The organism is Streptomyces sp. A01 (assembly GCF_059026195.1).
On record NZ_JBWLKN010000022.1, the window covers coordinates 18,076 to 42,851 of the forward strand.

General features: G+C 71.7%; 18 protein-coding genes. 13 read left to right on the forward strand and 5 right to left on the reverse strand.

Annotated features, from left to right (window positions below):
• Window positions 1–652: 652 nt before the first annotated feature.
• Window positions 653–1,843: a pyridoxal phosphate-dependent aminotransferase gene (locus AC5P1B_RS26005; protein WP_493890116.1), complete on the reverse strand. Its 1,191-nt coding sequence runs from the start codon at window positions 1,841–1,843 to the stop codon at window positions 653–655.
• An 862-nt stretch (window positions 1,844–2,705) separates the two neighbouring features.
• Here AC5P1B_RS26005 and AC5P1B_RS26010 point away from each other — a divergent pair.
• The 11 genes from AC5P1B_RS26010 to AC5P1B_RS26060 all read left to right on the forward strand — a co-directional run bounded on the left by AC5P1B_RS26010 (window position 2,706) and on the right by AC5P1B_RS26060 (window position 15,500).
• A complete protein-coding gene (locus AC5P1B_RS26010; RefSeq protein WP_493890117.1) occupies window positions 2,706–3,224 on the forward strand; it encodes a DUF2617 family protein in 519 nt (172 codons plus the stop codon).
• Window positions 3,225–3,435: 211 nt separating this feature from the next.
• Window positions 3,436–5,232, forward strand: coding sequence for a spermidine synthase (locus AC5P1B_RS26015; RefSeq protein ID WP_493890119.1), 1,797 nt, complete (start codon window positions 3,436–3,438; stop codon window positions 5,230–5,232).
• Between the two features lie 112 nt (window positions 5,233–5,344).
• Window positions 5,345–6,328: an SRPBCC domain-containing protein gene (locus AC5P1B_RS26020; protein WP_493890121.1), complete on the forward strand. Its 984-nt coding sequence runs from the start codon at window positions 5,345–5,347 to the stop codon at window positions 6,326–6,328.
• A gap of 182 nt (window positions 6,329–6,510) precedes the next feature.
• The gene (locus AC5P1B_RS26025) at window positions 6,511–7,377 is read left to right on the forward strand and encodes an aldose epimerase family protein (RefSeq protein WP_493890122.1); all 867 of its coding nucleotides are present in this window, start codon (window positions 6,511–6,513) and stop codon (window positions 7,375–7,377) included.
• 216 nt (window positions 7,378–7,593) lie between these two features.
• Complete coding sequence (pyrE, locus tag AC5P1B_RS26030) at window positions 7,594–8,133, forward strand: orotate phosphoribosyltransferase (RefSeq protein ID WP_493890124.1); 540 nt, start codon at window positions 7,594–7,596, stop codon at window positions 8,131–8,133.
• A gap of 205 nt (window positions 8,134–8,338) precedes the next feature.
• On the forward strand, window positions 8,339–9,361 hold the full coding sequence (gene fbaA / locus AC5P1B_RS26035) for a class II fructose-bisphosphate aldolase (protein WP_493890126.1): 1,023 nt from the start codon (window positions 8,339–8,341) through the stop codon (window positions 9,359–9,361).
• A 380-nt stretch (window positions 9,362–9,741) separates the two neighbouring features.
• Entirely contained in the window at window positions 9,742–10,155 is a 414-nt protein-coding gene (locus AC5P1B_RS26040) for a DUF3151 domain-containing protein (RefSeq protein WP_493890128.1), read from the forward strand.
• 227 nt (window positions 10,156–10,382) lie between these two features.
• A complete protein-coding gene (locus AC5P1B_RS26045; protein ID WP_493890130.1) occupies window positions 10,383–11,285 on the forward strand; it encodes a tryptophan 2,3-dioxygenase family protein in 903 nt (300 codons plus the stop codon).
• Window positions 11,278–12,666 carry a kynureninase gene (kynU, locus tag AC5P1B_RS26050; RefSeq protein ID WP_493890131.1) on the forward strand — a complete coding sequence of 463 codons (1,389 nt, stop codon included), beginning with the start codon at window positions 11,278–11,280 and terminating at the stop codon, window positions 12,664–12,666. The genes AC5P1B_RS26045 and kynU overlap by 8 nt, the downstream gene beginning before the upstream one ends.
• A gap of 350 nt (window positions 12,667–13,016) precedes the next feature.
• Window positions 13,017–14,258, forward strand: a complete 1,242-nt coding sequence (locus tag AC5P1B_RS26055) for an alpha/beta hydrolase family protein (RefSeq protein WP_493890133.1) — start codon at window positions 13,017–13,019, stop codon at window positions 14,256–14,258.
• Window positions 14,259–14,285: 27 nt separating this feature from the next.
• Window positions 14,286–15,500: a cytochrome P450 gene (locus tag AC5P1B_RS26060; RefSeq protein ID WP_493890136.1), complete on the forward strand. Its 1,215-nt coding sequence runs from the start codon at window positions 14,286–14,288 to the stop codon at window positions 15,498–15,500.
• A 283-nt stretch (window positions 15,501–15,783) separates the two neighbouring features.
• Here the strand turns inward: AC5P1B_RS26060 and AC5P1B_RS26065 are convergent, their stop codons facing one another.
• Together AC5P1B_RS26065 and AC5P1B_RS26070 are read right to left on the reverse strand one after the other, a co-directional pair.
• Window positions 15,784–17,436, reverse strand: a complete 1,653-nt coding sequence (locus AC5P1B_RS26065) for an ABC transporter permease (RefSeq protein ID WP_493890137.1) — start codon at window positions 17,434–17,436, stop codon at window positions 15,784–15,786.
• Window positions 17,433–18,353 carry an ABC transporter ATP-binding protein gene (locus tag AC5P1B_RS26070; protein WP_493890138.1) on the reverse strand — a complete coding sequence of 307 codons (921 nt, stop codon included), beginning with the start codon at window positions 18,351–18,353 and terminating at the stop codon, window positions 17,433–17,435. Before AC5P1B_RS26070 ends, AC5P1B_RS26065 begins: the two co-directional genes overlap by 4 nt.
• Before the next feature lie 111 nt (window positions 18,354–18,464).
• Between AC5P1B_RS26070 and AC5P1B_RS26075 the strand changes: the two genes are divergently transcribed.
• Window positions 18,465–19,112: a GbsR/MarR family transcriptional regulator gene (locus AC5P1B_RS26075; RefSeq protein ID WP_493890214.1), complete on the forward strand. Its 648-nt coding sequence runs from the start codon at window positions 18,465–18,467 to the stop codon at window positions 19,110–19,112.
• 25 nt (window positions 19,113–19,137) lie between these two features.
• Here the strand turns inward: AC5P1B_RS26075 and AC5P1B_RS26080 are convergent, their stop codons facing one another.
• Entirely contained in the window at window positions 19,138–21,036 is a 1,899-nt protein-coding gene (locus AC5P1B_RS26080) for a hypothetical protein (RefSeq protein ID WP_493890139.1), read from the reverse strand.
• Window positions 21,037–21,202: 166 nt separating this feature from the next.
• Between AC5P1B_RS26080 and AC5P1B_RS26085 the strand changes: the two genes are divergently transcribed.
• Window positions 21,203–22,486 (forward strand): adenylosuccinate synthase, encoded by a 1,284-nt coding sequence (locus AC5P1B_RS26085; protein ID WP_493890141.1) that lies wholly within the window; start codon window positions 21,203–21,205, stop codon window positions 22,484–22,486.
• Between the two features lie 160 nt (window positions 22,487–22,646).
• On the opposite strand, the gene AC5P1B_RS26090 is transcribed toward AC5P1B_RS26085, so the two are convergent.
• Window positions 22,647–24,650, reverse strand: coding sequence for a protein kinase domain-containing protein (locus AC5P1B_RS26090; RefSeq protein WP_493890143.1), 2,004 nt, complete (start codon window positions 24,648–24,650; stop codon window positions 22,647–22,649).
• Window positions 24,651–24,776: the final 126 nt, after the last annotated feature.

A 24,776-nucleotide genomic window follows, 5' to 3' on the forward strand; every position in this document is an offset into this window, starting at 1 on the left:
TGCTGTGCCGCCCTGCCGCCGACTGCCGCGGGGAAGCACGCTCGCCGCGCCCGGCCGCGGCGGGAAGGGGCCGAGCCCCCGGGAATGCGGCGGGGGCCCGGCATCTCGACTCTGCCGGGTACCGGCCGCCCGCGCGACCGCTGAGGGCCGAAGGTGGGCCAGACAGCGTCCGGGGCACTCGTATGGCGCACGCCGCCATGGGGGCGCGCGGGGGGCGGAGGGCAAGACAGGGACGCGCCGGGAGCGCGCGGGCGCACGTGAGGCGCGAGCGCGGCTGGGCGGCGCCGCTCGGGCGCTCTGGGCGCCTGCTCGTGGCGGTAGCGGCTGCCGTGGGCCGCTCTGGCCGCTTCTGGGTTGTCCTGTGCTGACCTGGGTTGTCCTGGACCGTTCTGGGCTGTCCTCTGCGGTTTCTGCGTCCTGGCTGCGCCAACCGCCGCGGTCGGCGTCCGGGGTCACGGCTGTCCTGCCTACGCCTCGCCCCGTACCAGCGCGTACGCCCCCTGTGCGCCCCGGCGTACGCCCCGCTCCAGGGGCGCACCGGACGTTCGCGTCTTCGCCCTACGGTGCCGGTTGGCCCCGCCGTCCAGCTCGCCAGGCCCCTGGCCTATGCCAGAGGCCCCGCGGCCCGCGCCGGGACGCGCGTGCCGTGGCTCTACGTCAGTGACTTCAGCCGCGCCACGGCGTCCTGCAGCACCTCCATCCGCTTACAGAAGGCGAAGCGCACAAAAGGCGCGCCTTGCTCCTGGTGGTCGTAGAAGACGGCGTTGGGCACGGCGACGACACCGCAGCGCTCGGGAAGTCCGCGGCAGAAGGCGAAGCCGTCCCCGTGCGCCGCGACGGACGGGCCGAGCGGGCGGATGTCGGTGGTGATGAAGTACGTGCCCGCGGGGCGGTAGACGCCGAATCCGGCGGCGCTCAGGCCGTCGGCGAGCAGGTTCCGCTTGGCGGCGAGGTCGTCGCGGAACGCGGCGTAGTACGTGTCCGGCAGGGCGAGTGCCTCGGCGATCGCGTACTGGAACGGCCCGGACGCCACGTAGGTCAGGAACTGCTTCGCCGAGCGGACCGCGGTGACCAGCTCGGGCGTGGAGGTCACCCAGCCGACCTTCCAGCCGGTGAAGGAGAAAGTCTTGCCCGCCGACCCGATGGTGACGGTGCGTTCCCGCATGCCGGGGAAGGACGCGAGCGGCACGTGTTCGCCGCCGTCGAAGACGAGGTGCTCGTAGACCTCGTCGGTGATGACGAGCAGGTCGCGTTCGCAGGCGAGGGCGGCGACGGCGGCCAGTTCGGCCCGGGTCAGCACGGTGCCGGTCGGGTTGTGCGGGGTGTTGAGGAGGATCAGCCGGGTGCGGTCGGTGACGGCGTCGCGCAACTCGTCCAGGTCGAGGCGGTACGTGCCCGACTCGGCGTCCGGGCGCAGCGTGACGGGGACCCGGGTGCCGCCCGCCATGGCGATGCCGGCGGCGTACGAGTCGTAATACGGCTCCAGCGCGATGACCTCGTCGCCCGGTTCGAGCAGGGCGAGCAGCGAGGCGGCGATGGCCTCGGTGGCGCCCGCGGTGACCAGCACCTCCCGGTCGGGGTCGTAGGAGAGCCCGTACCAGTGCTGTTGGTGCGCGGCGATGGCGGCCCGCAGCTCGGGCACCCCCGGGCCCGGTGGGTACTGGTTGCCCCGGCCGTCGCGCAGCGCGCGGACGGCCGCTTCGCGGACCTCCTCGGGGCCGTCGGTGTCGGGGAAGCCCTGCCCGAGGTTGATGGAGCTGGTCCGCACGGCGAGGGCCGACATCTCAGCGAAGATCGTCGTGCCGAAGGCGGCCAGGCGGCGGTTGAGCGGCGGTCGCGTCATGGGACACATCCTCCGCCGAACCTCTGGATTAGCTCAACTCGGCTTTGACTCGGAAAGACTCGGGAAACAGCACTGCACAGCGGTGGCCGCGCCACAACCAGGGCCACCGGCCACCGGCCACCGTTCACCGGCCGACAACACAGCTCCACGGCTCCACAGCTCCACGACAACTCGGCCTTACAGGAACTCAGGAACTCAAGAACCGGCATGTCGCAACGCGACTACTGATCAGGTCCGCATCGGGGGCTCCTGCCTCGCTACGGGGGACGAAAGGACAGTGAGGGACATGGACGCATTCGCTTTGGTCACCGGCATCACCTTTTTGATAGTGCTGGTGGCGGTTATCCGGAGCGCGGTCAACAGCGGTGGCTCCCAGGGAACTTCGGGATCTTCCGGGGGTTCGGGCGGGAACTCCGGAGGCGGCGGCTGGTGGTCCTCGGGTGACGGCGGAGGTTCCTCTTCCTGCGGCGGCGGTTCTTCCTGCGGTGGAGGCTCCTCCTGTGGTGGCGGCGGCGGTTGCGGCGGCGGTGGTGGTGGCGGGGGCAGCTGACTGGCGGGAATGCGGCTGTCTCATGTCCATAGGCATATGCGCCCGACGGGCCAACGCCGGTTGGGCGCTAAAAGCTTGAACAATTGATCTGAGTGGCGCCCGAGGGGATGGAAACCTCACGAAGGTGGGTAAAAACCCTGTGGCGCCACGCATTTCATGATTCCGTGTCTCTCGGACCCTATAGACCCCACGGACCCCATGTGGTCAGCAGCCGGCGCGCCATGACCCCTTGGTCCTCCCCGGCGGGGTCTCCCCCGCAGAGCGAGGGGTAGGGCCGGCCCACCTTCCACTGCGTGCCTGCGGAGCCGACCCATGCTCACCACCCTCAAGACGTCCTACACCGATACCCGCGCCACTGATCTCGCCTGGTGTCTCGGGCGCGAGCCACTGCCGGCGCTGGCCGTTCTCGACTTGCAATTCGGCCCATCGGCAGTGCAATTACGGCTGCTCGGCGCCTCACATCAGGTCATCCTGGAGGAACAGGACGACCGGTATTCGGAGACGGTCGCCTGCATGCCAGGGAGCAGCACACCGCTGCCGCTGGGGGTCTCCAAGGTGATTGACGGCCGTGAATACGAGTTCGCCGCCCGCGTCGAATCCCTCTCGCGCGGCTCATTCGCCGGCCGGGCCCAGGAGTTGCTCGCGCTGGTCGCCGATCATCCGAATGGTCTGGCGGGGACCTTTCCCGGCAGCCCGCACGCTTTCACCGCCATGCTCGCCCAGCGCCACGACGGCCAAGTCGGCTGGCGGACCTGGCACGCGTACCCGCAGGACGGCTGCCTCGTGGCGACCCGGACCCGGCTGGGCGCGCGGATGGCCGCCACGTTATAGGCGAGGCTCGCAGGGTGCGTGGGCGCGGAGGTGGGGGGTGATGTGCGCGGGCGGGTGCCGGATGACGATGGCGCGCTCCGGCGTGATGGGGGGAGAACGTTGATCATTGCCCCGCCAGGCCGGAGCTGAACCCTCGTTGACCTTGAAATGCCCCACATCCCACTCGTGTGAGTGACGGAAAGTGTGCATTCCGTGACGTAACGTTTCACCCATGATCGACCCGCCGTCGCCTCTCGCATCAGCCACGGTGGACACCCCGCCGGAGCCCGAGGGGCGAGCGCGGCTTCCGGTGTCGGCCGGAGCCGGCCGCTTCGCGGTCCTCGCCACCGTCTTCGTCTGCGCTGCCTGCGGCCTCATCTACGAACTCCAACTGGTGGCGCTCACAGCCTACTTGGTCGGCGACTCGGTGACTCAGGCTTCTGTCGTGCTGTCCGTCATGGTCTTCGCGATGGGCCTCGGCTCGCTGCTCGCCAAGCGGCTGCGGCTGCGCGCGGCGTTCGGGTTCGGGCTGGTCGAATCGACGCTCGCGCTCGTCGGCGGGGTGTCGGCCATGGCGCTCTACGCGTGCTTCGCCTGGTTCGACGAGTCCCGGGTGGCGCTGGTCGGCTTCTCGCTGGCCATCGGCGTGCTCATCGGGGCCGAGGTGCCGCTCCTGATGACGCTGATCCAGCGCATCCGCAAGCAGGACGCGGGCGGCGCGGTCGCCGACCTGTTCGCCGCCGACTACGTGGGCGCCCTCTTCGGCGGCCTGGCGTTTCCCTTCCTGCTGCTCCCCAAGTTGGGGCAGCTGAGCGGGGCGCTGCTGACCGGTGCCGTCAACGTCATCGCGGGTGGGGCGCTGGTGCTGTGGCTGTTCCGCCACGACCTGTCCCCGCGCGAGCACCGCATCTTGCTCACCACCAACGCGGCGGTGCTGGCGGCCCTCATGACCGCCACGGCGCTGACGGGAGCCTTCGAGCGAGCCGCACGGCAGGCGGTGTACGGAGCGGACGTACGGGTCGCGCTGCACACCGACGTCCAGGAGGTCGTCATCACCGGCGGCGTACCGGAGGAGGGGGCGAGGGAGGGAGTACCGGGTGGCCTGCCGGAGGCCGGGTCGGGCGGAACGCGCGCCGGCCGGTCGCACGGCACCGGGGACGGTGGCGCGCCGCTCGCGCTGTACCTCGACGGCAGGCTGCGCGTCAGCGAACGCGACGAGTTCCGCTACCACGAGGCCCTCGTGCACCCGGCGATGGCGGGGCCGCACCGCCGGGTGCTGGTGCTCGGCGGCGGCGACGGCCTGGCGCTGCGCGAGGTGCTGCGCTACCCCGGAGTGCGATCGGCCACCGTGGTCGAACTCGATCCGGGCGTCGTGAAGTTGGCCCGTACGGACCCGGGCCTCACCGTCCTCAACGACCACGCGTACCGGGACCCGCGCGTCCGGGTCGTGACGGCGGACGCGTTCCGCTGGCTGCGCGGCCCCGGAAGGAAGGGCGGGAACGCGGGGGAGCGCGGGGGAGCGCGGGGGCGGGGCGGCAGAGGAACCGACGGAAGCTCCGGTGGAGGGGCTGGTTACGACGTGCTGATCTCCGACCTCCCCGACCCGGGCATCACCCCGAGCACCAAGCTCTACTCGCAGGAGTTCTACGGGCTGGCGAAGCGCGCGATGCGGCCCGGCGCGCGGCTCGCGGTGCACGCGGGGGCGCTGAGCACACGGGCAGACGCGTACTGGACGGTGGAGGCGACGGTGCGGTCCGCCGGTCTGCGCGTCACGCCGTACCGCGTGCCGGGGCGGCTCGCCGGCTCTGCGGGCGGTCCCGACCGCTCTTCAGGCCGGGTGGCCGCACCCCGTGACTGGGGCTTCTTACTCGCCGCGCGCACCTCACCTGACCTGCGGCTTGCCCCTGGCCGACCGGCGTTGCGCGCTCTGACGCCGCGGGGGCTGAGCGAGGCCCACGACGCGGCGGAACGGCGACGGCGGACGGGTGTGCCGGTCTCGACACTGACCCGCCCTCGGCATGGGGGGTGAGGTTCGATGACGCGATGGAGTGGCACGGTCACCGCTTCGTGCGGGAGGTTGGTGCGGCGTTTTCGTGCGGGGCGATGCCTGATCCGGGAGGTGGTGAGTACGCTCGGGGGTTATGGAGCATGAGGTGTTCGTTCCGGTTCCCGTCGACGCGGTGCGTAGCGCACTGTCCGAGCCCGCGCGGATCGCCCGCTGTCTCCCAGGGCTCCACCAGGACGATGACGCGACGTCAGGGCACATCGCCGGGCGGCTGCGCGTCCGTATCGGCGGGTCGTCCATCACGTATCGCGGCGTATTGCGTATCTCCGAAGAAGACGGCCGTCTGGTGTACGTGGCCGAGGGCACGGAGTCGCGGGGCAGTGGCAGCGTCACGCTCACGCTGTCCGTGACCCCGCAGGACGTGGACGGCGGCACGAGGCTGCTGTGCGAGGGCACCGCCGAGAGCGATGGCCGACTCGCCGAGTTCGACGCCGAAGCGGCCATGAGCGCCGCCCGCCGGCTGCTGGACCGGTTCGCCGAGGAGCTGGCCACCGAGCTGGGATCGACGGGCTCCGCGCCGGAACCGGACACCGGCGATGCCGGGCCGGACACCGGCGACTCGGCGTCAGCGGCGGACGAGTCCGGGACTCACGATGCGGTGACGGATGAGTCAGCGACGGACGAGTCGGTACCGGAGGAGCCGGTGACCGGGGGCGCCGCTACGGGCGATGAGGCGGAACAAGCCGTGGCCGAAGCCGTGGAGGAGGCGTTGGAGGAAGGCGCCGAGGAGCCCGAGAAGAGCGTGCCGCCGGAGCAGCCGTCGGACATGACGCACTCCTCTCTCTTCGAGACGGAGATCCCGCCGTCCTCCCTCGACCCGCTCGCGCTGGAGGGCGCCGAACCGGAGGAGCCTCCGGCCGAGGCCGCGCACGCCCGGCGGACGATGATCGGCCGCAGTGCGGAGGAGGTGGACCACGCGCCACCGCGCGGCCGGTACGCGCCCGTGCCCGCGCCCGAGACCGCTTCGACGGCCGCCACGCTGCGCTGGGCCGCTCCCGCCGCCGCCGCGGTGCTCGCCTCGGCGGTCGTCGTCGGCCGGGTGCTGCGCCGCCGCAAGTAGGCCACGGGCCGTTCGCGGCGTCGAGACCGGGCGATGGGTCGTACGCGCCGCTCGTGACGACGCCCGTCCCGTTCCCGCCGCGATGCGCGGTCATGTTCCCGTGGCGACGCCTGGGCACGTTCCTTACGCGTGTCCGGGTTGTCCGCTGCGCGCGTGCCCTGGGGCGCCGTTAAGGTCGCAGGGTGAGCACCCAAGAGACCACGGATGGCGCCTCCGGGGCGCAAGGCGTACGACTGGTGTCGAGTGACGCGGAGTTGACGGTCCTTCCGGAGGACGGCTGTCGCGTCAGCTCGCTGATCATTGACGGCATGGAGCTGTTGCGGCCGGGCCCCCGGTACGGCGCGTTCCCGATGGCGCCCTGGTGCGGGCGAATGAACCAAGGGCAGTTCAGCAGCCCCGTCTCCGCCGTGCGGAGCGGTGCGGGGGGAGGGCAGGGTGAGGGCGAACGGCACCAGTTGCCGCTCAACGCACCGCCGCACGCCATTCATGGCACGGTCCGCGACATGGCGTGGCGCACCGCCAAGGTGGACGAGCTGTCCGCCACGTTCTACTGCGACCTCACCGACCCGTGGCCCTACCCCGGCCGTGTGACGCAGTCCGTGGAGCTGTCCGGCAATTCGGTGACGCTGACCATGAGCATCGAGGCGCGGGGTGACTCCTTCCCCGCACAGATCGGCTGGCACCCCTGGTTCGCGCGGAAGTTCGGCGATACGGGCGCACCGGTGCAGATCGCGTTCACGCCCGCCTGGCAGGAGGAGCGCGGCGCCGATCACCTGCCGACAGGGCGCCGCATCGAACCGCTGCCCGGCCCGTGGGACGACTGCTTCGGCATGCCGAACGGAGTGGACGTCACGCTCACCTGGCCGATGCAGCTGGAGCTGAAGATCGCCAGCAGGGCCGAGTGGGTCGTCGTCTACGACGAGCCGGAGGACTGGGTGTGTGTCGAGCCGCAGTCGGGGCCGCCGAACGGGCTCAACACGCTGCCGCACCTGGTGACGCCGATCGACCCGCTGGAGCTCTCGACGACATGGACCTGGCAGCGGTTCTGACGCGGCGCGCGCGGCGCCGAGCCGGGCCGGTCCCTGGCACGGTTCCGGTCGGGCCGGCTCGGGACCGTGGCATGTGGCGGGCCGGGCCCCGGCAGGTTCGGGCCCGGCTCCGGCTCGCGCCGGAGCCGGGCTCTGGCTCGCGCCGTGCCGGGCTCCGGCTCCCCGCGTGCCGGGCTCCGGCTCGCGTCCCGCGGTGGCGCGGCTAATCTCGTCCGTATGAGCGACGCGCGTGATGCCCTCCTGGAGCAGATCAAGAACAAGGCCGTGGTCCACGGCAAGGTGACCCTTTCATCCGGTATTGAGGCCGATTTCTACATCGACCTGCGCCGGATCACGCTGGACGGCGAGGCGGCGCCGCTGGCCGGTCAGGTCATGCTCGACCTGACGACCGACCTGGACTACGACGCCGTGGGCGGGCTGACGCTGGGCGCCGACCCGGTGGCGACGTCGATGATGCACGCGGCCGCCGCGCGCGGCCGTCGGCTGGACGCCTTCGTCGTACGGAAGGCCAACAAGGCCCACGGCCTCCAGCGCCGCATCGAGGGCCCGGACATCAAGGGCCGCCGGGTCCTGATCGTCGAGGACACCTCCACGACCGGCGGCTCGCCGCTGACGGCGGTCGAGGCGGCGCGCGAGGCGGGCGCCGAGGTCGTGGCTGTGGCCGTCATCGTGGAGCGGGGCGCCGCGCCCGCGATCGAGGCCGCCGGATTGCCGTACTACCAGGCATACGGTCTCACTGATCTCGATCTTGACTGATCGCTATTGACCGTCTGAGCTGGGTTTTGTCGAAGGCGGGGACTGTTTCACGTGAAACAGTCCCCGCCTTCCGTGCACTCCGGCAAAAGCCGCTATGCGCCGTGTGGAGTACCCGGGCGAGTCTGGAAGGATGGGGGCGACGATGACGTCGCCCCCTAGGTCAGGGCTCTCACAACGTATCCGGAACTTCACAAGGAGCGGACCCATGCCCATCGCAACCCCCGAGATCTACAACGAGATGCTCGACCGGGCGAAGGCAGGCAAGTTCGCCTACCCGGCCATCAACGTCACCTCGACGCAGACTCTGCACGCGGCACTGCGTGGCTTCGCCGAGGCCGAGAGCGACGGCATCATCCAGATTTCGACGGGGGGCGCGGAGTTCCTGGGCGGCCAGTACAGCAAGGACATGGTGTCCGGCGCGGTCGCGCTGGCCGAGTTCGCGCACATCGTCGCGAAGAAGTACCCGGTCAACATCGCGCTGCACACCGACCACTGCCCGAAGGACAAGCTCGACGGGTACGTGCGTCCGCTGCTCGCCGTCTCCCAGGAGCGCGTCGCCGCCGGTCAGAACCCGCTCTTCCAGTCCCACATGTGGGACGGGTCCGCCGAGAACCTTGACGACAACCTGTCCATCGCGCAGGAGCTGCTCGCCGAGGCCGTCAAGGCGAAGATCATCCTTGAGGTCGAGATCACCCCGACCGGTGGCGAGGAAGACGGCGTCACCCACGAGATCAACGACGAGCTGTACACCACCGTCTCCGACGTCGAGCGCACCGCTGAGGCGCTTGGCCTGGGCGAGAAGGGCCGCTACCTGCTGGCCGCCTCGTTCGGCAACGTGCACGGCGTCTACAAGCCGGGCAACGTCGTGCTCCGCCCCGAGCTGCTGCGCGACCTGCAGGACGGCATCGCCGCGACGTCGGGCAAGACCGACCCCTTCGATTTCGTCTTCCACGGCGGCTCCGGCTCGACGGAGGAGGAGATCCGGACCGCGCTGGAGAACGGCGTCGTGAAGATGAACCTCGACACCGACACCCAGTACGCCTTCACCCGCCCGATCGCCGCCCACATGTTCAGCAACTACGACGGTGTGCTGAAGGTCGACGGCGAGGTGGGCGACAAGAAGGTCTACGACCCGCGCAGCTGGGGCAAGCTGGCCGAGGCCGGGATGGCCGAGCGCGTCACCCAAGCGTGCGCCAACCTGCGCGCCACGGGCACCAAGCTGAAGTAAGCGCGAGCCGTTCGCCACCCGGCGGATTCGCGGATTCGCGGATTCGCGGCGCGCGACGCCGGGCGCCCTGCGCGGCGTGTGCGTGGCACGTGGCGCGTGGTGTCTGACGTGCGGGTGTGAGGCATGCGAGGTGTGGTGGAGGGTCCGGTTCCCCTGAGGGAGCCGGACCCTTCGCCGTGTGTGGTGGTGCGTGGGCTCGTCGGGCTGGGTGAGAGCGCTGAAATGCCTGGTCGCCGTGGCCTGACCGGTGGCTGGGGGCCGCTGGAGTGGCGTCACGGGGGCCTCAGGCCGGGGCCAGGGCCGTACGCGATATTCAGCCAGGGTGTTTGCCTGCCCATTCGGAGCAGCCGTGGGCCGAACCGTCCGGCAGACTGGAACTCATGGCCATCAACGAGAACCTACTCGGGGGACCTCCCCCGACCCATCTGCCCGACGATCCCGAGCCGCGTGAGCTGCTCGCCACCGGCGCCGCGCCGTCCGAGGTCGCCGCCAAATACCCGGCGTCCTCGCTCGCCTGGGCGCAGCTCGCCGATGAGGCGTTCGAAGCGGGACGGGTCGTCGAGTCGTACGCGTACGCCCGGACCGGCTACCACCGCGGGCTCGACTCGCTGCGCCGCAGTGGCTGGAAGGGCCACGGTCCGGTGCCGTTCGAGCACGAGCCCAACCGAGGCTTCCTGCGCGCCCTGCACGGGCTCGCGCGGGCCGCGCAGGCCATTGGCGAGGAGGAGGAGTACGAGCGCTGCTCCGCCTTCCTCCGGGACTCCTCGCCGACCGCTGCGAACACGCTCGGCTGAACGTTCCGTAGCTGTTTGTAGGCGTTAGTACGCACTTCGTGTCCGATTTTAGGGCCTGCCTGTCGCGCATATCGACCAGGCAGGCCCTTGCCGTACCAGCCCGGGACCCGCATGATGCGCTGTGGGTCTGACGATCACCGATCGCGGCCCAAGAGGGGACCGGGGCTCCGATGCCGAGAGGAAGGGGCGGACCGCTACCCGGGAGCACGCAGTATGAGGAGACAGTGATGTCCCAAAACTCCGGCACTCACGAGACCGAACCCGAGACCCCGAACCTCGACTTCCAGGGCACGACGCCCTACGAGGACTACGTCCAGGCGTCGGTTCTCACCCACCTCCAGCACCCGCTCTCCGACGACCCGGGTGAAATGGTCTTCCTGGTCACCACCCAGGTCATGGAGCTGTGGTTCACGGTCATCGTGCACGAGTGGCACACCGCGGCCGAGGCGCTGCGCCACGACGATCTGCCCGCGGCGATGGCCGCGCTGAAGCGCTCCACGTACGAGCTGGAATCCCTCAACGCCTCGTGGAAGCCGCTCGCGCACCTGACTCCGACGCAGTTCAACGCGTACCGCAGCGCCCTCGGCGACGGTTCCGGCTTCCAGTCGGCCATGTACCGGCGGATGGAGTTCCTGCTGGGCGAGAAGTCCGCGTCCATGCTCGTCCCGCACCGGGGTGCGCCGCGCGAGCACGCCGAGCTGGAGAAGGCGCTGACGGAACCAAGCCTGTACGACGAGGCGCTGCGCTTCCTGGCCCGCCGCGGCTACGACCTCCCCAGCGACGCGCTCGACCGCGACCCCACGCAGCGGTACGCGGCGCACCCGGCGGTCGAGCGGGTCTGGACGGAGATCTACACCGGCGTCGAACCGGGCACGGCTTCGGACGACAACGCCGCCGCGGACCCGAGCGCGGGCGGTCAGGGCCGGACCGGCGAGCTGGTGGCGTTCGGAGAGCAGCTGACCGAGGTCGCTGAGCTGGTCTGGCGCTGGCGCAACGACCACCTCGTGGCCACCCGGCGCGCGATGGGCTCCAAGACCGGCACCGGTGGTTCCGCCGGTGTCGCGTGGCTGGAGAAGCGCGCGACCAAGAACGTCTTCCCCGAGCTGTGGACGGCGCGTAGCTATGTATGAGACCACTTCCGGTCCGGGCGCCCCGGAGCCGGGCGCCCCGGAGCCGGGCGCCCCGGAGCCGGGCTCCCCGGGGCTGAGCTCCCCGGGCCCGAGCTCTTCCGGTCCGGCTGCTTCCGGCGTTGTTCCTTCCGGCTCTGCTCCTTCCGGCCGGGACGCCGACCTGTTCCTTGAGGCCGGTCGCCTCGACCGCGACGACGTGCTCGCCAAGGCCAGGGACCGGTTCCTGGTCGACGACGCGGGCGACCCCGGTGGCACCGTCTACCTGGACGGCAATTCGCTGGGCGCGCTGCCCCGCGCGGTCCCCGGACGGATGGCAAAGGTCATCGCGGAGGAATGGGGACGCGACCTCATCCGCTCCTGGTCGGACAACCACTGGTGGACGGCGCCGGAGCGGATCGGCGACCGCGTCGGGCAGCTCGTGGGGGCCGCGCCCGGCCAGCTGGTCGTCGGCGACTCGACGAGCGTCAATGTCTTCAAAGCCGTCGTCGGCGCCGTACGGCTGGTCAGGGGCGACGACAGCGCGGGCGGCGGGCAGCGGGACGAGATCCTCGTGGACGAGGGCACGTTCCCGACCGATGGCTACATAGCGGAGTCGGCCGCGCGGATGACGGGCTGCACGCTGCGTGCCGTCCCCGGCGGGGAGATGCCGGCCGCGGCCGGCTCCCGTACCGCCGTCGCGCTCGTCAACCACGTCGACTACCGCAGCGGACGCCTCTACGACCTGCCTGGCACGACCGCGGCCCTGCACGCGGCCGGGGCGCTGGCCGTCTGGGACCTGTGCCACAGCGCGGGCGCGCTGCCGGTGGACCTGGACGCGCACGGCGTCGACCTCGCTGTGGGCTGCACGTACAAGTACCTCAACGGCGGCCCCGGCGCACCGGCCTACCTCTACGTCGCGAGCAGGCACCAGGCGCGCTTCGACTCCCCGCTGCCCGGCTGGAACTCCCACACCGACCCGTTCGCGATGACGCCCGGTTACGCCCCGGCCGACGGCGCCCTCCGCGGCCGGGTCGGCACGCCGGACATCCTGTCCATGCTCGCCCTGGAAGCCGCGCTCGACGCGTGGGACGGCATTACCATCGAGTCCGTACGGGCCAAGAGCCTGGCGCTGACGGACTTCTTCCTGTCCTGCGTGTCCGCGTACGTACCGGCGGGCGCCGTCGAGTGCCTCACGCCACGGCAGCACGGCATGCGCGGCAGCCAGGTCGCCCTGCGGTGCGCGGACGCCGTCGAGGTGACGGAACAGCTGCTGGGCCGCGGCGTGGTCATCGACTTCCGCCGTCCTGACATCCTGCGCTTCGGGTTCACGCCGCTCTACACGAGCTTCGCCGACGCGGAACGCGCCGCGCGGGCGCTGGGGGAGGTACTCGCGCCGACATGACGCCCGCGACGCGCGCGGAACGGGAGGAGGCCTCGGCGTTCGCACACGCCGATGTCCCTCCCGACGCGACGGCCTCCTACGGGCCGCACCCGGACCAACTGGTGGACTTCTACCTGCCGTCCGGGTCGAGGGCTGCCGATCCGGTGGCTGCCGGGTCGGTCGCCGTCGGATCGGCGGCCGGCGGCCCGTCGTCTGCGGCCCCGTCGTCTGCGGGTCTGTCTTCTGCGTGGCTGTCCTCTGCGGGTCCGTCGTCTTCCGCGTTGCCGTCTTCCGGTCTGCCGGCTGACCGCCCGTCGGTTCCCGATCCGCCGTCTGCCGGAGCCGACGCGGCGGCTCCGGCGGACCCGCCCGTGCTTCGGGGCGATCAGCCACCGGCTGTCCCGCTGGTCGTGTTGTTCCACGGCGGCGCGTGGCGCGCGCCGTACGACCGCCGCCACCTCTCCCCGTTCGCGGCGTACATCGCCGCGCACGGCTTCGCCGTGGCATCGGTCGAATACCGGCGCGGCCCGGCGGACGAGCCGCCGGGCAGCTCGGTGGAGCATGGCACGCGGGCACCGGCGCCAGGGCGGGTGCCGGCACCGGGCCAGGAGCCCGCGAGCGCGTCCGGGCCGGAGGCGGCCGGTGGCGCGGCGCCGCCGCTGCCTGCCGGGCGGTGGCCGGAGACCTTCGACGACATCGCGGCCGCCATGGACGCCATGCCCGAACTCGTACGCGACCTCGCGCGCGGCCGTCACGCGGCACCGGGCGCGGGCAGACCGGGCAGTCCGGGCGGGACGGACAAGCCCAGCAGCCCGGACAGTGCAGCCAGTCCGGAAGAACCGGGCAGCCCTGGAAGCAGTCATTCCGGTCCCGTGCCGGACGGGGAGGGTTCGCCTTACGGGCCCGGCGGGCGGCCGGGCCCCGGCCGGGCCGTACCGCGAGGGGACGCGGTCCGGGCCGCCGACGGCACTCGTTGGGCCGCCGTCGACGCGGAACGGCCGGTGCTCGTCGGCCACTCCGCGGGCGGGCACGCCGCGCTGTGGGCCGCCGCGCGGCACCGGCTTCCCACCGGTTCGCGCTGGCGGCTCCCCACGCGGCCCGGCTGTCGCGGGGTGGTCGGCCTCGCACCCATCGCGGACTTCGCCTCGGCCCGTGAGCTGGGCGTCTGCTCCCACGCCGTCGACGAACTGCTCGGCCTGACTCCCGTCGGCTCCGGAGCGGTCAAGGGCGAAGGCCCGGACGTGGAGTCGCGGGGGCGGCTGGCGCAGAGCGATCCGGCGGCCCTGTTGCCGACGGGTGTCCCCACGGTCCTCGTACAGGGGGAGGCCGACGAGGATGTCCCGCCGCCCGCCGCTGAGGCGTTCGCCGCGGCGGCCATGGCGGCCGGGCAGCCGGTGCGGCTCGTTCTCGTCGCGGGGGTGGGGCACTTTCCCCTGATCGATCCCGCCGCTGAAGCGACCGGGACCGTCCTCGCGGAGATCACCCGCCTCGCCCGCACCCCGGACCCACCAACGTCAACCAGTGTCACCGGCGCCACCCGAGCATCATCCTCGTCCCCAACCTCAGCGGTTTCAGGAGCCGGGCGTCCTCGGGAGCCGGGACCGCTACGGTGAGGAAGCGCGAGGAGAGGGTGGCCAGAGATGAGCGTGGAGAGCGTCTTCGACCCGTGGAAGCCCGAGTTCGTCGCTGACCCGTATCCCGCGTACGCGGCGCTGCGTGAGCTCGGCCGGGCGCACTACTTCGACGCCACCAAGCAGTGGCTGATCCCGCATCACGCGGATGTCAGCGCGTTGCTGCGGGACCGGCGGCTCGGCCGGAGTTACCTGCACCGGTTCACCCACGAGGGGTTCGGCCGGACCGCGCCGCCCCCCGAGCATGAACCGTTCCATACGCTCAACGGGCAGGGGCTGCTCGATCTGGAGGCGCCCGCACATCCGCGCGTGCGCCGTCTGGTGTCCAAGGCGTTCACGCCGCGCACGGTGGAACGGCTGGTGCCCACGGTGCGGCGGCTCGCCGAGGAGCTGGTGGACTCGCTGCTGGCCGCCGGGGGCGGCGATCTCATCGCCGAGGTCGCCGAACCGCTGCCGGTGGCGGTCATCGCCGAACTGCTCGGAATCCCGCCCGCCGACCGCGCGCCGCTTCGCCCATGGTCGGCGGACATCTGCGGGATGTACGAGCTGAACCCGGGTGAGGAGACCGCGCGCCGGGCCGTACGGGCGAGCCTGGAGTTCTCCGCCTACTTGCGCGACCTGATCGCGGCGCGTCGCAAGGAGCCGGGGGACGACCTGATCAGCGCGCTGATCGCCGCGTACGACGACGGGGACAAGCTCAGCGAACAGGAGATGGTCTCCACCTGTGTCCTGCTGCTGAACGCGGGCCACGAGGCCACCGTCAACGCCACGGGGAACGGCTGGTGGGCCCTGTTCCGGCACCCTGACCAGCTCGCCGCACTGTGTGCCGAGCCCGAGCGGCTGCTGCCGACCGCCATTGAGGAACTGCTGCGCTACGACACGCCCTTGCAGCTGTTCGAGCGGTGGGTTCTCGACGACATCGAGGTGGGCGGCACGGTCATCCCGCGCGGCAACGAGGTGGCGCTGCTCTTCGGTTCCTCCAACCGCGACCCGGCGTGCTTCGCCGACCCTGATCGTCTCGATCTGGCCCGTACGGACAATCCGCATATGTCCTTCGGGGCGGGCGTCCACTACTGCCTGGGAGCGGCACTCGCACGTGTCGAACTCGCCGAGTCCTACGGGGCGTTGCTGAGCCGCGCGCCCCAACTGCGGCTGGTGGCGGAGCCGGATGGGAAACCGCAGTTCGTCATCCGGGGGTTGAAGGAACTTCTGGTGGAGGTCTGAGCGCGGGTTGGCCGGATCTGCCGTGGGCGCCTCGCTGATCGCGCGATCGACTCTTCTGTCCACAGCCTGTGGATAACATGGGGAGCGTGGCGCTACGTACCCATGCATAAGGCGCAGAAAGCGGCATAAGCCGCATAAAGCATAAGTGCGGCGCCGGACTCCGCTACGGGGGTGAACGGAGTCCGGCGCCGCACGTCTTGGCGGCTCGGCGCGGGCCCTGCGTCGTCACGCGCGCCCTCGCGGGGGAGTCGCATGGCCGGCCAGGCGCCCGTGCCAAGGGCGGTCAGTTGGTCATGTCCCGGCGGCGCAGCCCCACCAGGCCGGCTGCCAGCAGTGCGGCGGAGAGCAGCAGCATCCACAGGTACGGGGTGGCGGTGAGGTCGCCGCCCGGCAGCTTCGGCAGGTGGCCGAAGGGCGAGAGGTCCATGACGGACTGGGACAGGTCGAGCGCCGGGCCGAGCCAGCCGATGGCGACGACGAACCCGACCACACCCCAGGTGGCGGCCGTGTACTTCGGCAGCACACCGAAGAGGAACACCGCCAGGCTGGTGATCACCCAGACCGCCGGGGTCTGCGCGAGCGCGGCGCCGACCACGGGCGGGAGTTCGCCGCCGAGGTCACCGGCCGCCGTGCCGTAGGCGACGCCGAGGCCGAGCCCGCCGACCAGAAGGATGGCGACCGGGCCGAGGTAGGCGACGACGAGATGGCTGGACACCCAGCGCAGTCGGCTGACGGCGTTGGCCAGCAGCGGTTCCGCGCGCTGATCCGTCTCCTCGCCGCGCAGCCGCAGCACGGCGCTGGCCGTGTGCACGGTCACCGCCAGGCCGAGGAAGCCCACCATGGAGGCGAGGAACGCGTCCGTGAGGCCCTCTTGGCCGCCCATGCGGACGAAGGTGTCGCGCGTGCGCTCGCTGTCGCCGAGGATGTCCTCCGCGCTGTCCGCGATGCCACCGAAGATGACGCCCGCGAAGGCGAAGCCGACGGCCCAGGCGAACAGCGTGCCGCGCTGGAGCCGCCACGCCAGGCCGTACACCCCCTGGAGCCAGGGGCCGGCGCCGGGCGGGCCCGCGCGGGTCGCGAAGAAGCTGGCACCGATGTCGCGGCGGCCCGCGAGGGTGTACGCCGTGGCGATGGTGACCGCCGACAGCAGCGCGAGCAGCAGCAGCGTCCACCACCGTTCCTGCGCGAACGCCCGGGTGTTCTCCGCCCAGCCCAGCGGGGAGAGCCAGACCAGGCTGTGGCTGGAACCCTCCGAGTTGTCCTTGGCGGCGTCTCCGCCCATGCGCAGCACGAAGGCGATGCCGACGGCGGCCATGGCCAGGCCCTTGGCCAGCCGCGTGTTCTCGGTGACCTGGGCGGTGATGGCGGCGATGCCGCCGAAGGCCATACCGCTGAGGCCGACGCCCAGGCCGAGCGCGAGCGCGCCGCTGCCGCCCTTGGCGGCGAGGCCGCCCGTGATCAGCAGGGCGATGGCGCCGTTGGCGATGGCCACCGTGATGATCGCGGAGGTGAGTCCGGCGCGGCGGCCGACCATGCCGGAGGACAGCGCCTCCTGGCGGCCGGTCTCCTCCTCCTCACGCGTATGCCTGATCACGATGAGCAAGCTCATGATCGCGGCGAACAGGGCCAGGAAGCCGCCCACCCGCCAGGCGGTGAGCGCGCCCAGCGAGTCGTCGAAGGCGGCTCCGAGCAGCGCACGCGTCGAGCCGTTGGCGTTCATGTCGTGGACGAGGTCGGCGCGCTTGGCGGCTGTGCCGTAGGAGCTGTCCAGTTGGTTCGCCGTGCTCATGGGGATCAGCCCGAGGGCGAGCACCCAGACCGGCACCATGACACGGTCGCGGCGCAGTGCGAGCTTCAGCAGCGTCCCGGTACCCGTCAGGTCGTGGGACGACCGCTTGGGTGGGGCGGCCACCCGTGCGTCGGCTACGGCGGTCATCGTGCGGTCGCCCCTTCCGCCGCTGGCTGCCGGGCGTCGGCCTGGTAGTGGCGCATGAACAGCTCTTCCAGCGTCGGCGGCGTCGACGTGAGGCTGCGCACGCCCGTCTCGCTGAGCTGCTTCAGCACGGCGTTGAGCTGGTGCGTGTCGACCTGGAGCTTGACGCGATGGCCCTCGACGTCGACGTCGTGCACACCGGGGAGCGTGGTCAGCCCGTTGGGCGGGGCTTCCAGCTCGGCAGTCACCGACGTCCGGGTCAGGTGGCGCAGCGAGCTGAGCGAGCCGCTCTCGACTGTCCTGCCCTTGCGGATGATGCTCACCCGGTCGCACAGCGCCTCGACCTCGCTGAGGATGTGACTCGACAGGAGGACGGTCCTTCCGCGCCGCCGCTCCTCTATGACGCACTCGCGGAACACCTCCTCCATCAGCGGGTCGAGCCCGGAGGTCGGCTCGTCGAAGATCAGCAGGTCGACGTCGGACGCGAACGCGGCGACGAGCGCGACCTTCTGCCGGTTGCCCTTGGAGTACGCGCGGCCCTTCTTGGTCGGATCAAGATCGAACCGTTCCAGCAGCTCGGCCCGCCTGGACGTGTCCAGGCCGCCGCGCAGCCGCCCGTAGAGGTCGATGACCTCGCCGCCGCTGAGGTTGCGCCACAGCGTGACGTCACCGGGGACGTAGGCGAGCCGGTTGTGCAGCTCAACCGCGTCATGCCACGGGTCCTTGCCGAGGAGCTGGGCGGTGCCGCTGTCCGCGCGGAGCAGACCGAGCAGCACTCTGATGGTGGTGGATTTCCCCGCCCCGTTCGGACCGAGGAAGCCGTGGACCTCACCCGTCTCGACTTCGAGGTTGAGGCCGTCCAGTGCGTGCGTCCGGCCAAAGGACTTGTGGAGGCTGGACACGGTGATTGCCGTCGTCATGATTTCGAAGCTACTCTTCTTTCAGAAATTTGTGAAGTTAAAGAAACGTATAATTGGTGGTGAGGCTCTGAACAGGGAGCTTTGACTGTGAGCGAGACGACGGGGTTGACGATGACGGAACTGAAACCCGCGGCCTCCGAGGCGGCAGTCCAGCCGGGCGCGGGGCGGCGGGCCGGTCTGGACACGCCGGACCGGGGTGCCGTGCTGCCGCGGACGGCTGCCCCGGGGGCCGCGCGCGACGAGGACGCCGTGTCCCAGTTCGTCGAGAGGTTCGCCGCCGAGCTGGCCCAGGCGGGCGTCCAGCGCATGGCGTCCCGCGTCTTCGCCGCGCTCCTCGCCTCCGACTCCGGCTCGCTCACCTCCGCCGAGCTCGCCGAGCAGCTCCAGATCAGCCCCGCCGCCGTCTCCGGCGCGATCCGGTATCTCTCCCAGGTCCACATGGTCGGCCGGGAGCGCGAGCCCGGCTCCCGGCGCGACCGCTACCGACTGCACACCGACATCTGGTACGAGTCCATCACCCGCCGCGACCAGGTCCTCTCGCGCTGGGAGCAGACCATGCGGGACGGCGCCGAGGCCCTGGGCCCCGACACTCCGGCGGGGGTGCGGATGACGGAGACGGCTGAGTTCTTCGAGTATCTGCACGGCGAAATGCTGGTGATCATGGACCGCTGGCGCGAGCGGCAGGCCGCCCGCCGCGAGACCCGCACCGCCGGGGCGGACGGGCCGGGGCCGGGAGCTGGCGCGGGCGCGGGCGGTTAGCGCGGCCGGGCGGGGCCAGGTGGCGCTACCGGGGCAGCGTCAGGGTCCAGGCGTTCGGCAGCACCGTCCAGGTCCGGGTCCGTACCGGCCCGCCGACCAGCGCGTCCGCCCGGTAGTGGAAGTCCGGCCCCGAGATCGTCACGGCCCGGGCCCGCGCCCGTACGAGGCTGCCTGAGACATGCCCGTAGACGACGACCTCGGCGAGCCCGCGATACGGCGCCCCGGCGTCATCGGCCTGGCCCGCCTCGTCGGCTCGCGCCGCGTCGACCTGCCCCGCGTCGACCTGCCCCGCGTCGGTCGGCTCGCCGTTCGCGCGCCGCGTGAACGCTCCGCCGTCCGCCGCGCCGCCCGCGCCGCCCAGCGCCGCCCGGCCCGCCGCCCCGCCCTTCGTTCCGTGCGCCGCGCCGTTCACGCTGCCGTCAGCGGTGCCACCCGCCCGGTCCGCTGACCCGCTGTCTGAAACACGGCCGCTCCTGTCATCTGACCTGCCGTCTGGCCTGATGGCTGACCTGCCGTCCGACCTGGCCTCCGCCGCGCCGACGGCTTGGGCGCCTGGTCCCCCGGATGTGCCGTGCGGCGTGCGGGCGCCCGTGGCGGCATCGGCTCCCGTGCCCGTGCCCGTGGCGCTGTGCGCCGCGCGTCCGGTGGGGCCGGTCGTCGCGAGCGACGCCGTTGAGATCGAGACCCGTTCCACCGGGTGGTCGAGGTCGGCCAGCAGCACTCCGTCAGCCTCGACGCGCAGCCGTCGCGTGGGGGGCTGCGCCCGGCGCGTCCCTGCCCCGCCGAGCCCGGTCAGCCCGGTGACGGGCGTGGTCAGCAGGGTCAGCGCCGTACGAGCCGTACGCGCCGCCGGGGACCACCACGGCCGGGGCCGGTCCGGCCCGCCGGACTGGCCGGTGCGGGGCCTGGGAACCCCGCCGCCCCCGGTGCCCGCCGCGCCGGTGCCGCGCGCAGCGCCGGTCCGCCCGGCCGGGCCGCCACTCCCGTAACCGGCTGTTCCCGGGCGAGCCCCGGAACCGGTTTCCGGATCGGTCCCGGCCTCGGCGCGGGAGGCAGCCGCAGGACCCGCGCCGGAGTCCCCGCCGTTGTCGGGACCGGGTTCCGGGCCGGAACCCGGGCGGGACCCGGGGGCGAAGAGCGCGCCGTTGCCACGGCCCGGCCTCTCGCCGCCGCGCGCGCCGCTGCCCGTACCGCCGTGGTCCCCGCCGCTGCCGCCGCCCCCACCGTCGCCGCCGCCGCGCCGGGCCATCCGGCCGTACGCGCTTCCGCCATGCGCGTGACCGCCCGCGTCGGCGTCCGCGTCCGTGTTCGCGTTCGCGTTCGCGCCCCCGCCCGTACTTCCAGGCCCAGCCCCAGCCCCAGGCCCAGTCCCGGGGCCGCCCTCGTAGCCGTACGCGTGCCCGTAGCCGAGGGGGCGTCCAGCGCTGCCGCCGGCGCCGTACGCGACGGCGTGCGGGCCGCTGATCCCCGGCCCGGAGGGCACGCACAGGCCGCCGAGCACCACGCCGTCGCTGTCGTCGACCAGCAGGTCGAGTCGGCGGTCCGCGCCGTCCAGGACGGCGCGCGCGGCAGCGACCGCGTCCGTCGGCACGCCGAGGGCCCGCGCCAGCCGCACGGAGGCGGCCGGTCCCACCGGCACCATGGCCACCGGCGTGGAGGCCAGCGTCCGCTCTCGGTGCAGCAGTGTGACGACCCGGAGCAGCGCCTGGTCATCGCCAACCACCACGGGCCGTCTGCCGCCCCGGCGGGCCAGCGCCCGCGCGACGTCCTCCGGCCCGTCGGGCAGGCAGATTTTCGTGGTCGCACGCGCGCACAGCACGTCCTTGGCGATGCGCACCGACTCGCCGTCGGTGCGCCGTGCGCCCTGGTCGATGATCATGAGCAGCGGTAGGCCCGCGCTCGCGCGGGGCTCTGGAGCCGACACCTCGGTCCTTCCTCAGGTAGCATCTCGGTGCAAGAGCCCCTTGCGCTATTGCGCCAGGGGCTTGGTCTATTCCGGGGCACCGGTCCGACGGCTCTGGTGGCGGAAACGCGATGACGCGTACCGTCGCGCACGTTGGACATGCCCCGCCCGGAAGGGGTGTACGCCTGTGCCCGCACTTGTGCTGCTCGGTGCTCAGTGGGGTGATGAAGGCAAGGGAAAGGCCACCGACCTGCTCGGTGGCTCGGTGGACTACGTGGTGCGCTACCAGGGCGGCAACAACGCCGGCCACACGGTCGTCGTCGGCGACCAGAAGTACGCGCTGCACCTCCTCCCTTCCGGAATCCTCACGCCTGAGTGCACGCCGGTGATCGGTAACGGAGTCGTCGTCGACCCAGCGGTCCTGCTCTCCGAGCTGAGCGGACTCAATGAGCGCGGCGTCGACACGTCCAAGCTGCTGATCAGCGGCAACGCTCATTTGATCACTCCGTACCACCAGACGGTGGACAAGGTCACGGAACGGTTCCTCGGTAAGCGGAAGATCGGTACGACCGGGCGCGGCATCGGCCCGACGTACGCCGACAAGATCAACCGCGTCGGCATCCGCGTGCAGGACCTCTTCGACGAGTCGATCCTGCTCCAGAAGGTCGAAGCGGCGCTGCACGAGAAGAACCAGATCCTGGTCAAGCTCTTCAACCGGCGCGCGATCAACGCGGAGCAGGTCGTCGAGGAGTACCTCGGCTACGCGGAGCAGATCAGGGACTACGTCGCCGACACGACGCTGATCCTGAACAACGCCATCGACGAGGGGAAGGTCGTCCTCTTCGAGGGCGGCCAGGGCACCCTGCTCGACGTCGACCACGGCACGTACCCCTTCGTGACCTCGTCCAACCCGACCGCCGGCGGCGCCTGCACGGGTGCGGGCGTGGGACCGACGAAAATCAGCCGGGTGATCGGCATCCTCAAGGCGTACACCACGCGCGTCGGAGCCGGTCCCTTCCCGACCGAACTTTTCGACGCGGACGGCGAGGCGCTGCGCAGCATCGGCGGCGAGCGCGGTGTGACCACCGGGCGCGACCGGCGCTGTGGCTGGTTCGACGCGGTGATCGCCCGTTACGCGACCCGCGTCAACGGCCTCACCGACTTCTTCCTGACGAAGCTCGACGTGCTGACAGGCTGGGAGCAGATCCCGGTGTGTGTGGCGTACGAGATCGACGGCAAGCGCGTCGAGGAGCTGCCGTACAGCCAGAGTGACTTCCACCACGCGAAGCCGGTCTACGAGAACCTGCCGGGCTGGTCGGAGGACATCACCAAGGCGAAGACCTTCGCTGACCTGCCGAAGAACGCGCAGGCGTACGTGAAGGCGCTGGAGGAGATGTCCGGCGCGCCGATCTCGGCGATCGGCGTCGGCCCCGGCCGCGACGAGACGATCCAGATCAACCCGTTCGTCTGATCACGCGCTGATCGTGTGCTGATCATGTGAGTTCGCGTACGGCTGAGGCCCGTGCCTCCGGGAAACCGGGGCGCGGGCCTCAGCCGTTTAGTTCACGCCCGTACGGCTCGGCGCGGACGGCTCGGTCGGCGCGGTCGGCGGGTGCGGACGGCCGGTCCGGTCAGCGGCCGCCGGGGCCCGGGCCGTACCGTGGGCCGTAGAGCCCTGTGCCACCCGGCGCGCCTGGCAGCTGCTGCTGGAGGGCCTGCCGCTCCTGCATGGAGGTCAGCCGGAGCACGACGACGATCGCGAGTACGGCGGTGGGGATCGACACGACGTCGCTGACGCAGGACCAGACGACGGAGTCCTGGTACTGGCCGTACGTCTCCGCCTCGCCGAACACCGCGAGGCCGACGGTGCTGACGACGAGCAGGAGGACGAACAGCGTCCACCACCAGTTCAGCAGCGCGCGCGACGGGCCGCTCGGCGGAGGCTGGTACGGGCCCTGCGGGGCGCTGGGGGCCGGGGAGCTTGAGGTCCAGATGTCGTTGGCCATCTGCTTGGGGAACCAGAACTGGACGACGGGGATGAACCAGGACCCCGCGGCCATCCCGCTGCTGTACCGCTGCCGCCCCGGCGCGACCACCTGCGCGTTGACGTAGACGCGCCGGAACCAGACCACCCACAGCACGACCATCGGAATGGCGGTGAGGAACGCGAGGGCGTCCAGCCCGTCGGTGACGTCCTCGCTGTCGTCGATGGCCGACGCCGGGCCCGAGCCCTCGAAGTACTCCTCGTACACGCCGTAGAGCCGGATGCTGAAGGCCAGGTCGAGCAGCATGAGCAGCAGGCTGATCGCGAAGAGGGTGACCGTGGCGTTCGCGAGAGAGCGGGGGGAACGCCATACGGCGAACGGCTGGTACGCGGTGCCGCCGGGCGGGTAGGGCTGGGCGGCGGCGATGCCGGTGTGCGCGTACGCGGGCGGTGGCGTTTGTGGCGACAGTGACTGTGGTGGCTGTGACTGTGGTGGTTGTGGTGTGTGTGGTGACACTGGGTGCGGCGTGTGGGTCTGGTGCTGGTACTGGTGTGTGAGGGGTGGCTGGTGCTGGTGGGGCCCCGGCGGTGTCGGGGTGGACGGCTGCTGGGGCTGCTGGTGCTGCGGGGGGCCGAGCTGGGTGGCGGACGGTGGTGGCGCGCCCAGGCCGGGGCCGGTCGGCGTCGATATGCCCGGCGCTCCGGGCGCGCCCGGTGACCCCAGCGGCGTGAAGCCGACGGAGGTCTGCGGCATCTCCGCCTCCAGCAGGCGCAGCGCGTCGCGGCCGAGCTGGGCCAGCAGCTCGCCCGGGAGCCACGGCTCGGACTCCGCCCCCGCGCCCCCCGCACACTCCAGTACCCGCTCTACGGTGAAACGCCGGGCCGCGTCCTTCGTGAGGCAGCCCTCGACCAGCTCGCGCAGCCCCTCGGGCAGCCCGTCGAGGTCCGGCTCCTCCTGAGCGACCCGGTACATCAGCGCGTGCACACCGCTGTCGGCCGTGCCGAACGGTGAGCGCCCCGTACTGGCGAAGGCGAGCACGGACCCCAGGCAGAAGACATCGCTGGCCGCCGTGATCGGCGCGCCGATCACCTGCTCGGGGGACATGAAGCCGGGCGAGCCGACGACCGCGCCGGTCATGGTCAGCCCGCTGTCGGCGACCGGGTCGAGGGCGCGGGCGATGCCGAAGTCGATGACGCGCGGGCCGTCGATGGTGATCAGCACGTTCGACGGCTTCAGGTCGCGGTGGATCAGCCCCGCGCCGTGGATGTCGCGCAGCGCCTGCGCCAGGCCACGGGCGAGGGCGCGTACGGAATGCTCGGGGAGCGGTCCTGAGTCGCGGGCGACGAGGGTGTACAGCGAGGGGCCGCCGATGTAACCGGTGGCCACCCAGGGCGTGGCCGCCTCGGTGTCGGCGTCGAGCACCGGCGCGGTCCAGTCACCGCCGACCCGCTGCGCGGCCCGGACCTCCGCCTGGAAGCGGCGCCGGAAGTCGGGCTGCCCGGCCAGCTCACCCCGCACCAGCTTGACGGCGACGGTGCGGCCACGCGCCGAACGGGCCAGGTACACCCGGCCCATCCCTCCCTCACCGAGCCTGCTGAGCAGGCGGTACTCGCCGATCCAGCGAGGATCGTCGGCCCCCAGGTCTTCCATGCTGTTGTGGCTCCTGCCCCTTGTGTCGCCGCCGTCGCGCTGCCCGTACCGTGCTGCCGCCGTACAGGTCTCCGTGTCGTACAGGTCTCCGTGTCGTACGGGTCTCCGTGGCGTACGGGCTGACGG

What these genes read in the sequence shown, in the direction of transcription:
- AC5P1B_RS26040 (WP_493890128.1), top strand. Translation starts at nt 9,742, where the DNA reads ATGGCCATCAACGAGAACCTACTCGGGGGACCTCCCCCGACCCATCTG.
- fbaA (WP_493890126.1), top strand. Translation starts at nt 8,339, where the DNA reads ATGCCCATCGCAACCCCCGAGATCTACAACGAGATGCTCGACCGGGCG.
- kynU (WP_493890131.1), top strand. Translation starts at nt 11,278, where the DNA reads ATGTATGAGACCACTTCCGGTCCGGGCGCCCCGGAGCCGGGCGCCCCG.
- AC5P1B_RS26060 (WP_493890136.1), top strand. Translation starts at nt 14,286, where the DNA reads ATGAGCGTGGAGAGCGTCTTCGACCCGTGGAAGCCCGAGTTCGTCGCT.
- AC5P1B_RS26010 (WP_493890117.1), top strand. Translation starts at nt 2,706, where the DNA reads ATGCTCACCACCCTCAAGACGTCCTACACCGATACCCGCGCCACTGAT.
- AC5P1B_RS26075 (WP_493890214.1), top strand. Translation starts at nt 18,465, where the DNA reads ATGACGGAACTGAAACCCGCGGCCTCCGAGGCGGCAGTCCAGCCGGGC.
- AC5P1B_RS26090 (WP_493890143.1), bottom strand. Translation starts at nt 24,650, where the DNA reads ATGGAAGACCTGGGGGCCGACGATCCTCGCTGGATCGGCGAGTACCGC.
- pyrE (WP_493890124.1), top strand. Translation starts at nt 7,594, where the DNA reads ATGAGCGACGCGCGTGATGCCCTCCTGGAGCAGATCAAGAACAAGGCC.
- AC5P1B_RS26070 (WP_493890138.1), bottom strand. Translation starts at nt 18,353, where the DNA reads ATGACGACGGCAATCACCGTGTCCAGCCTCCACAAGTCCTTTGGCCGG.
- AC5P1B_RS26005 (WP_493890116.1), bottom strand. Translation starts at nt 1,843, where the DNA reads ATGACGCGACCGCCGCTCAACCGCCGCCTGGCCGCCTTCGGCACGACG.
- AC5P1B_RS26045 (WP_493890130.1), top strand. Translation starts at nt 10,383, where the DNA reads ATGTCCCAAAACTCCGGCACTCACGAGACCGAACCCGAGACCCCGAAC.
- AC5P1B_RS26015 (WP_493890119.1), top strand. Translation starts at nt 3,436, where the DNA reads ATGATCGACCCGCCGTCGCCTCTCGCATCAGCCACGGTGGACACCCCG.
- AC5P1B_RS26020 (WP_493890121.1), top strand. Translation starts at nt 5,345, where the DNA reads ATGGAGCATGAGGTGTTCGTTCCGGTTCCCGTCGACGCGGTGCGTAGC.
- AC5P1B_RS26065 (WP_493890137.1), bottom strand. Translation starts at nt 17,436, where the DNA reads ATGACCGCCGTAGCCGACGCACGGGTGGCCGCCCCACCCAAGCGGTCG.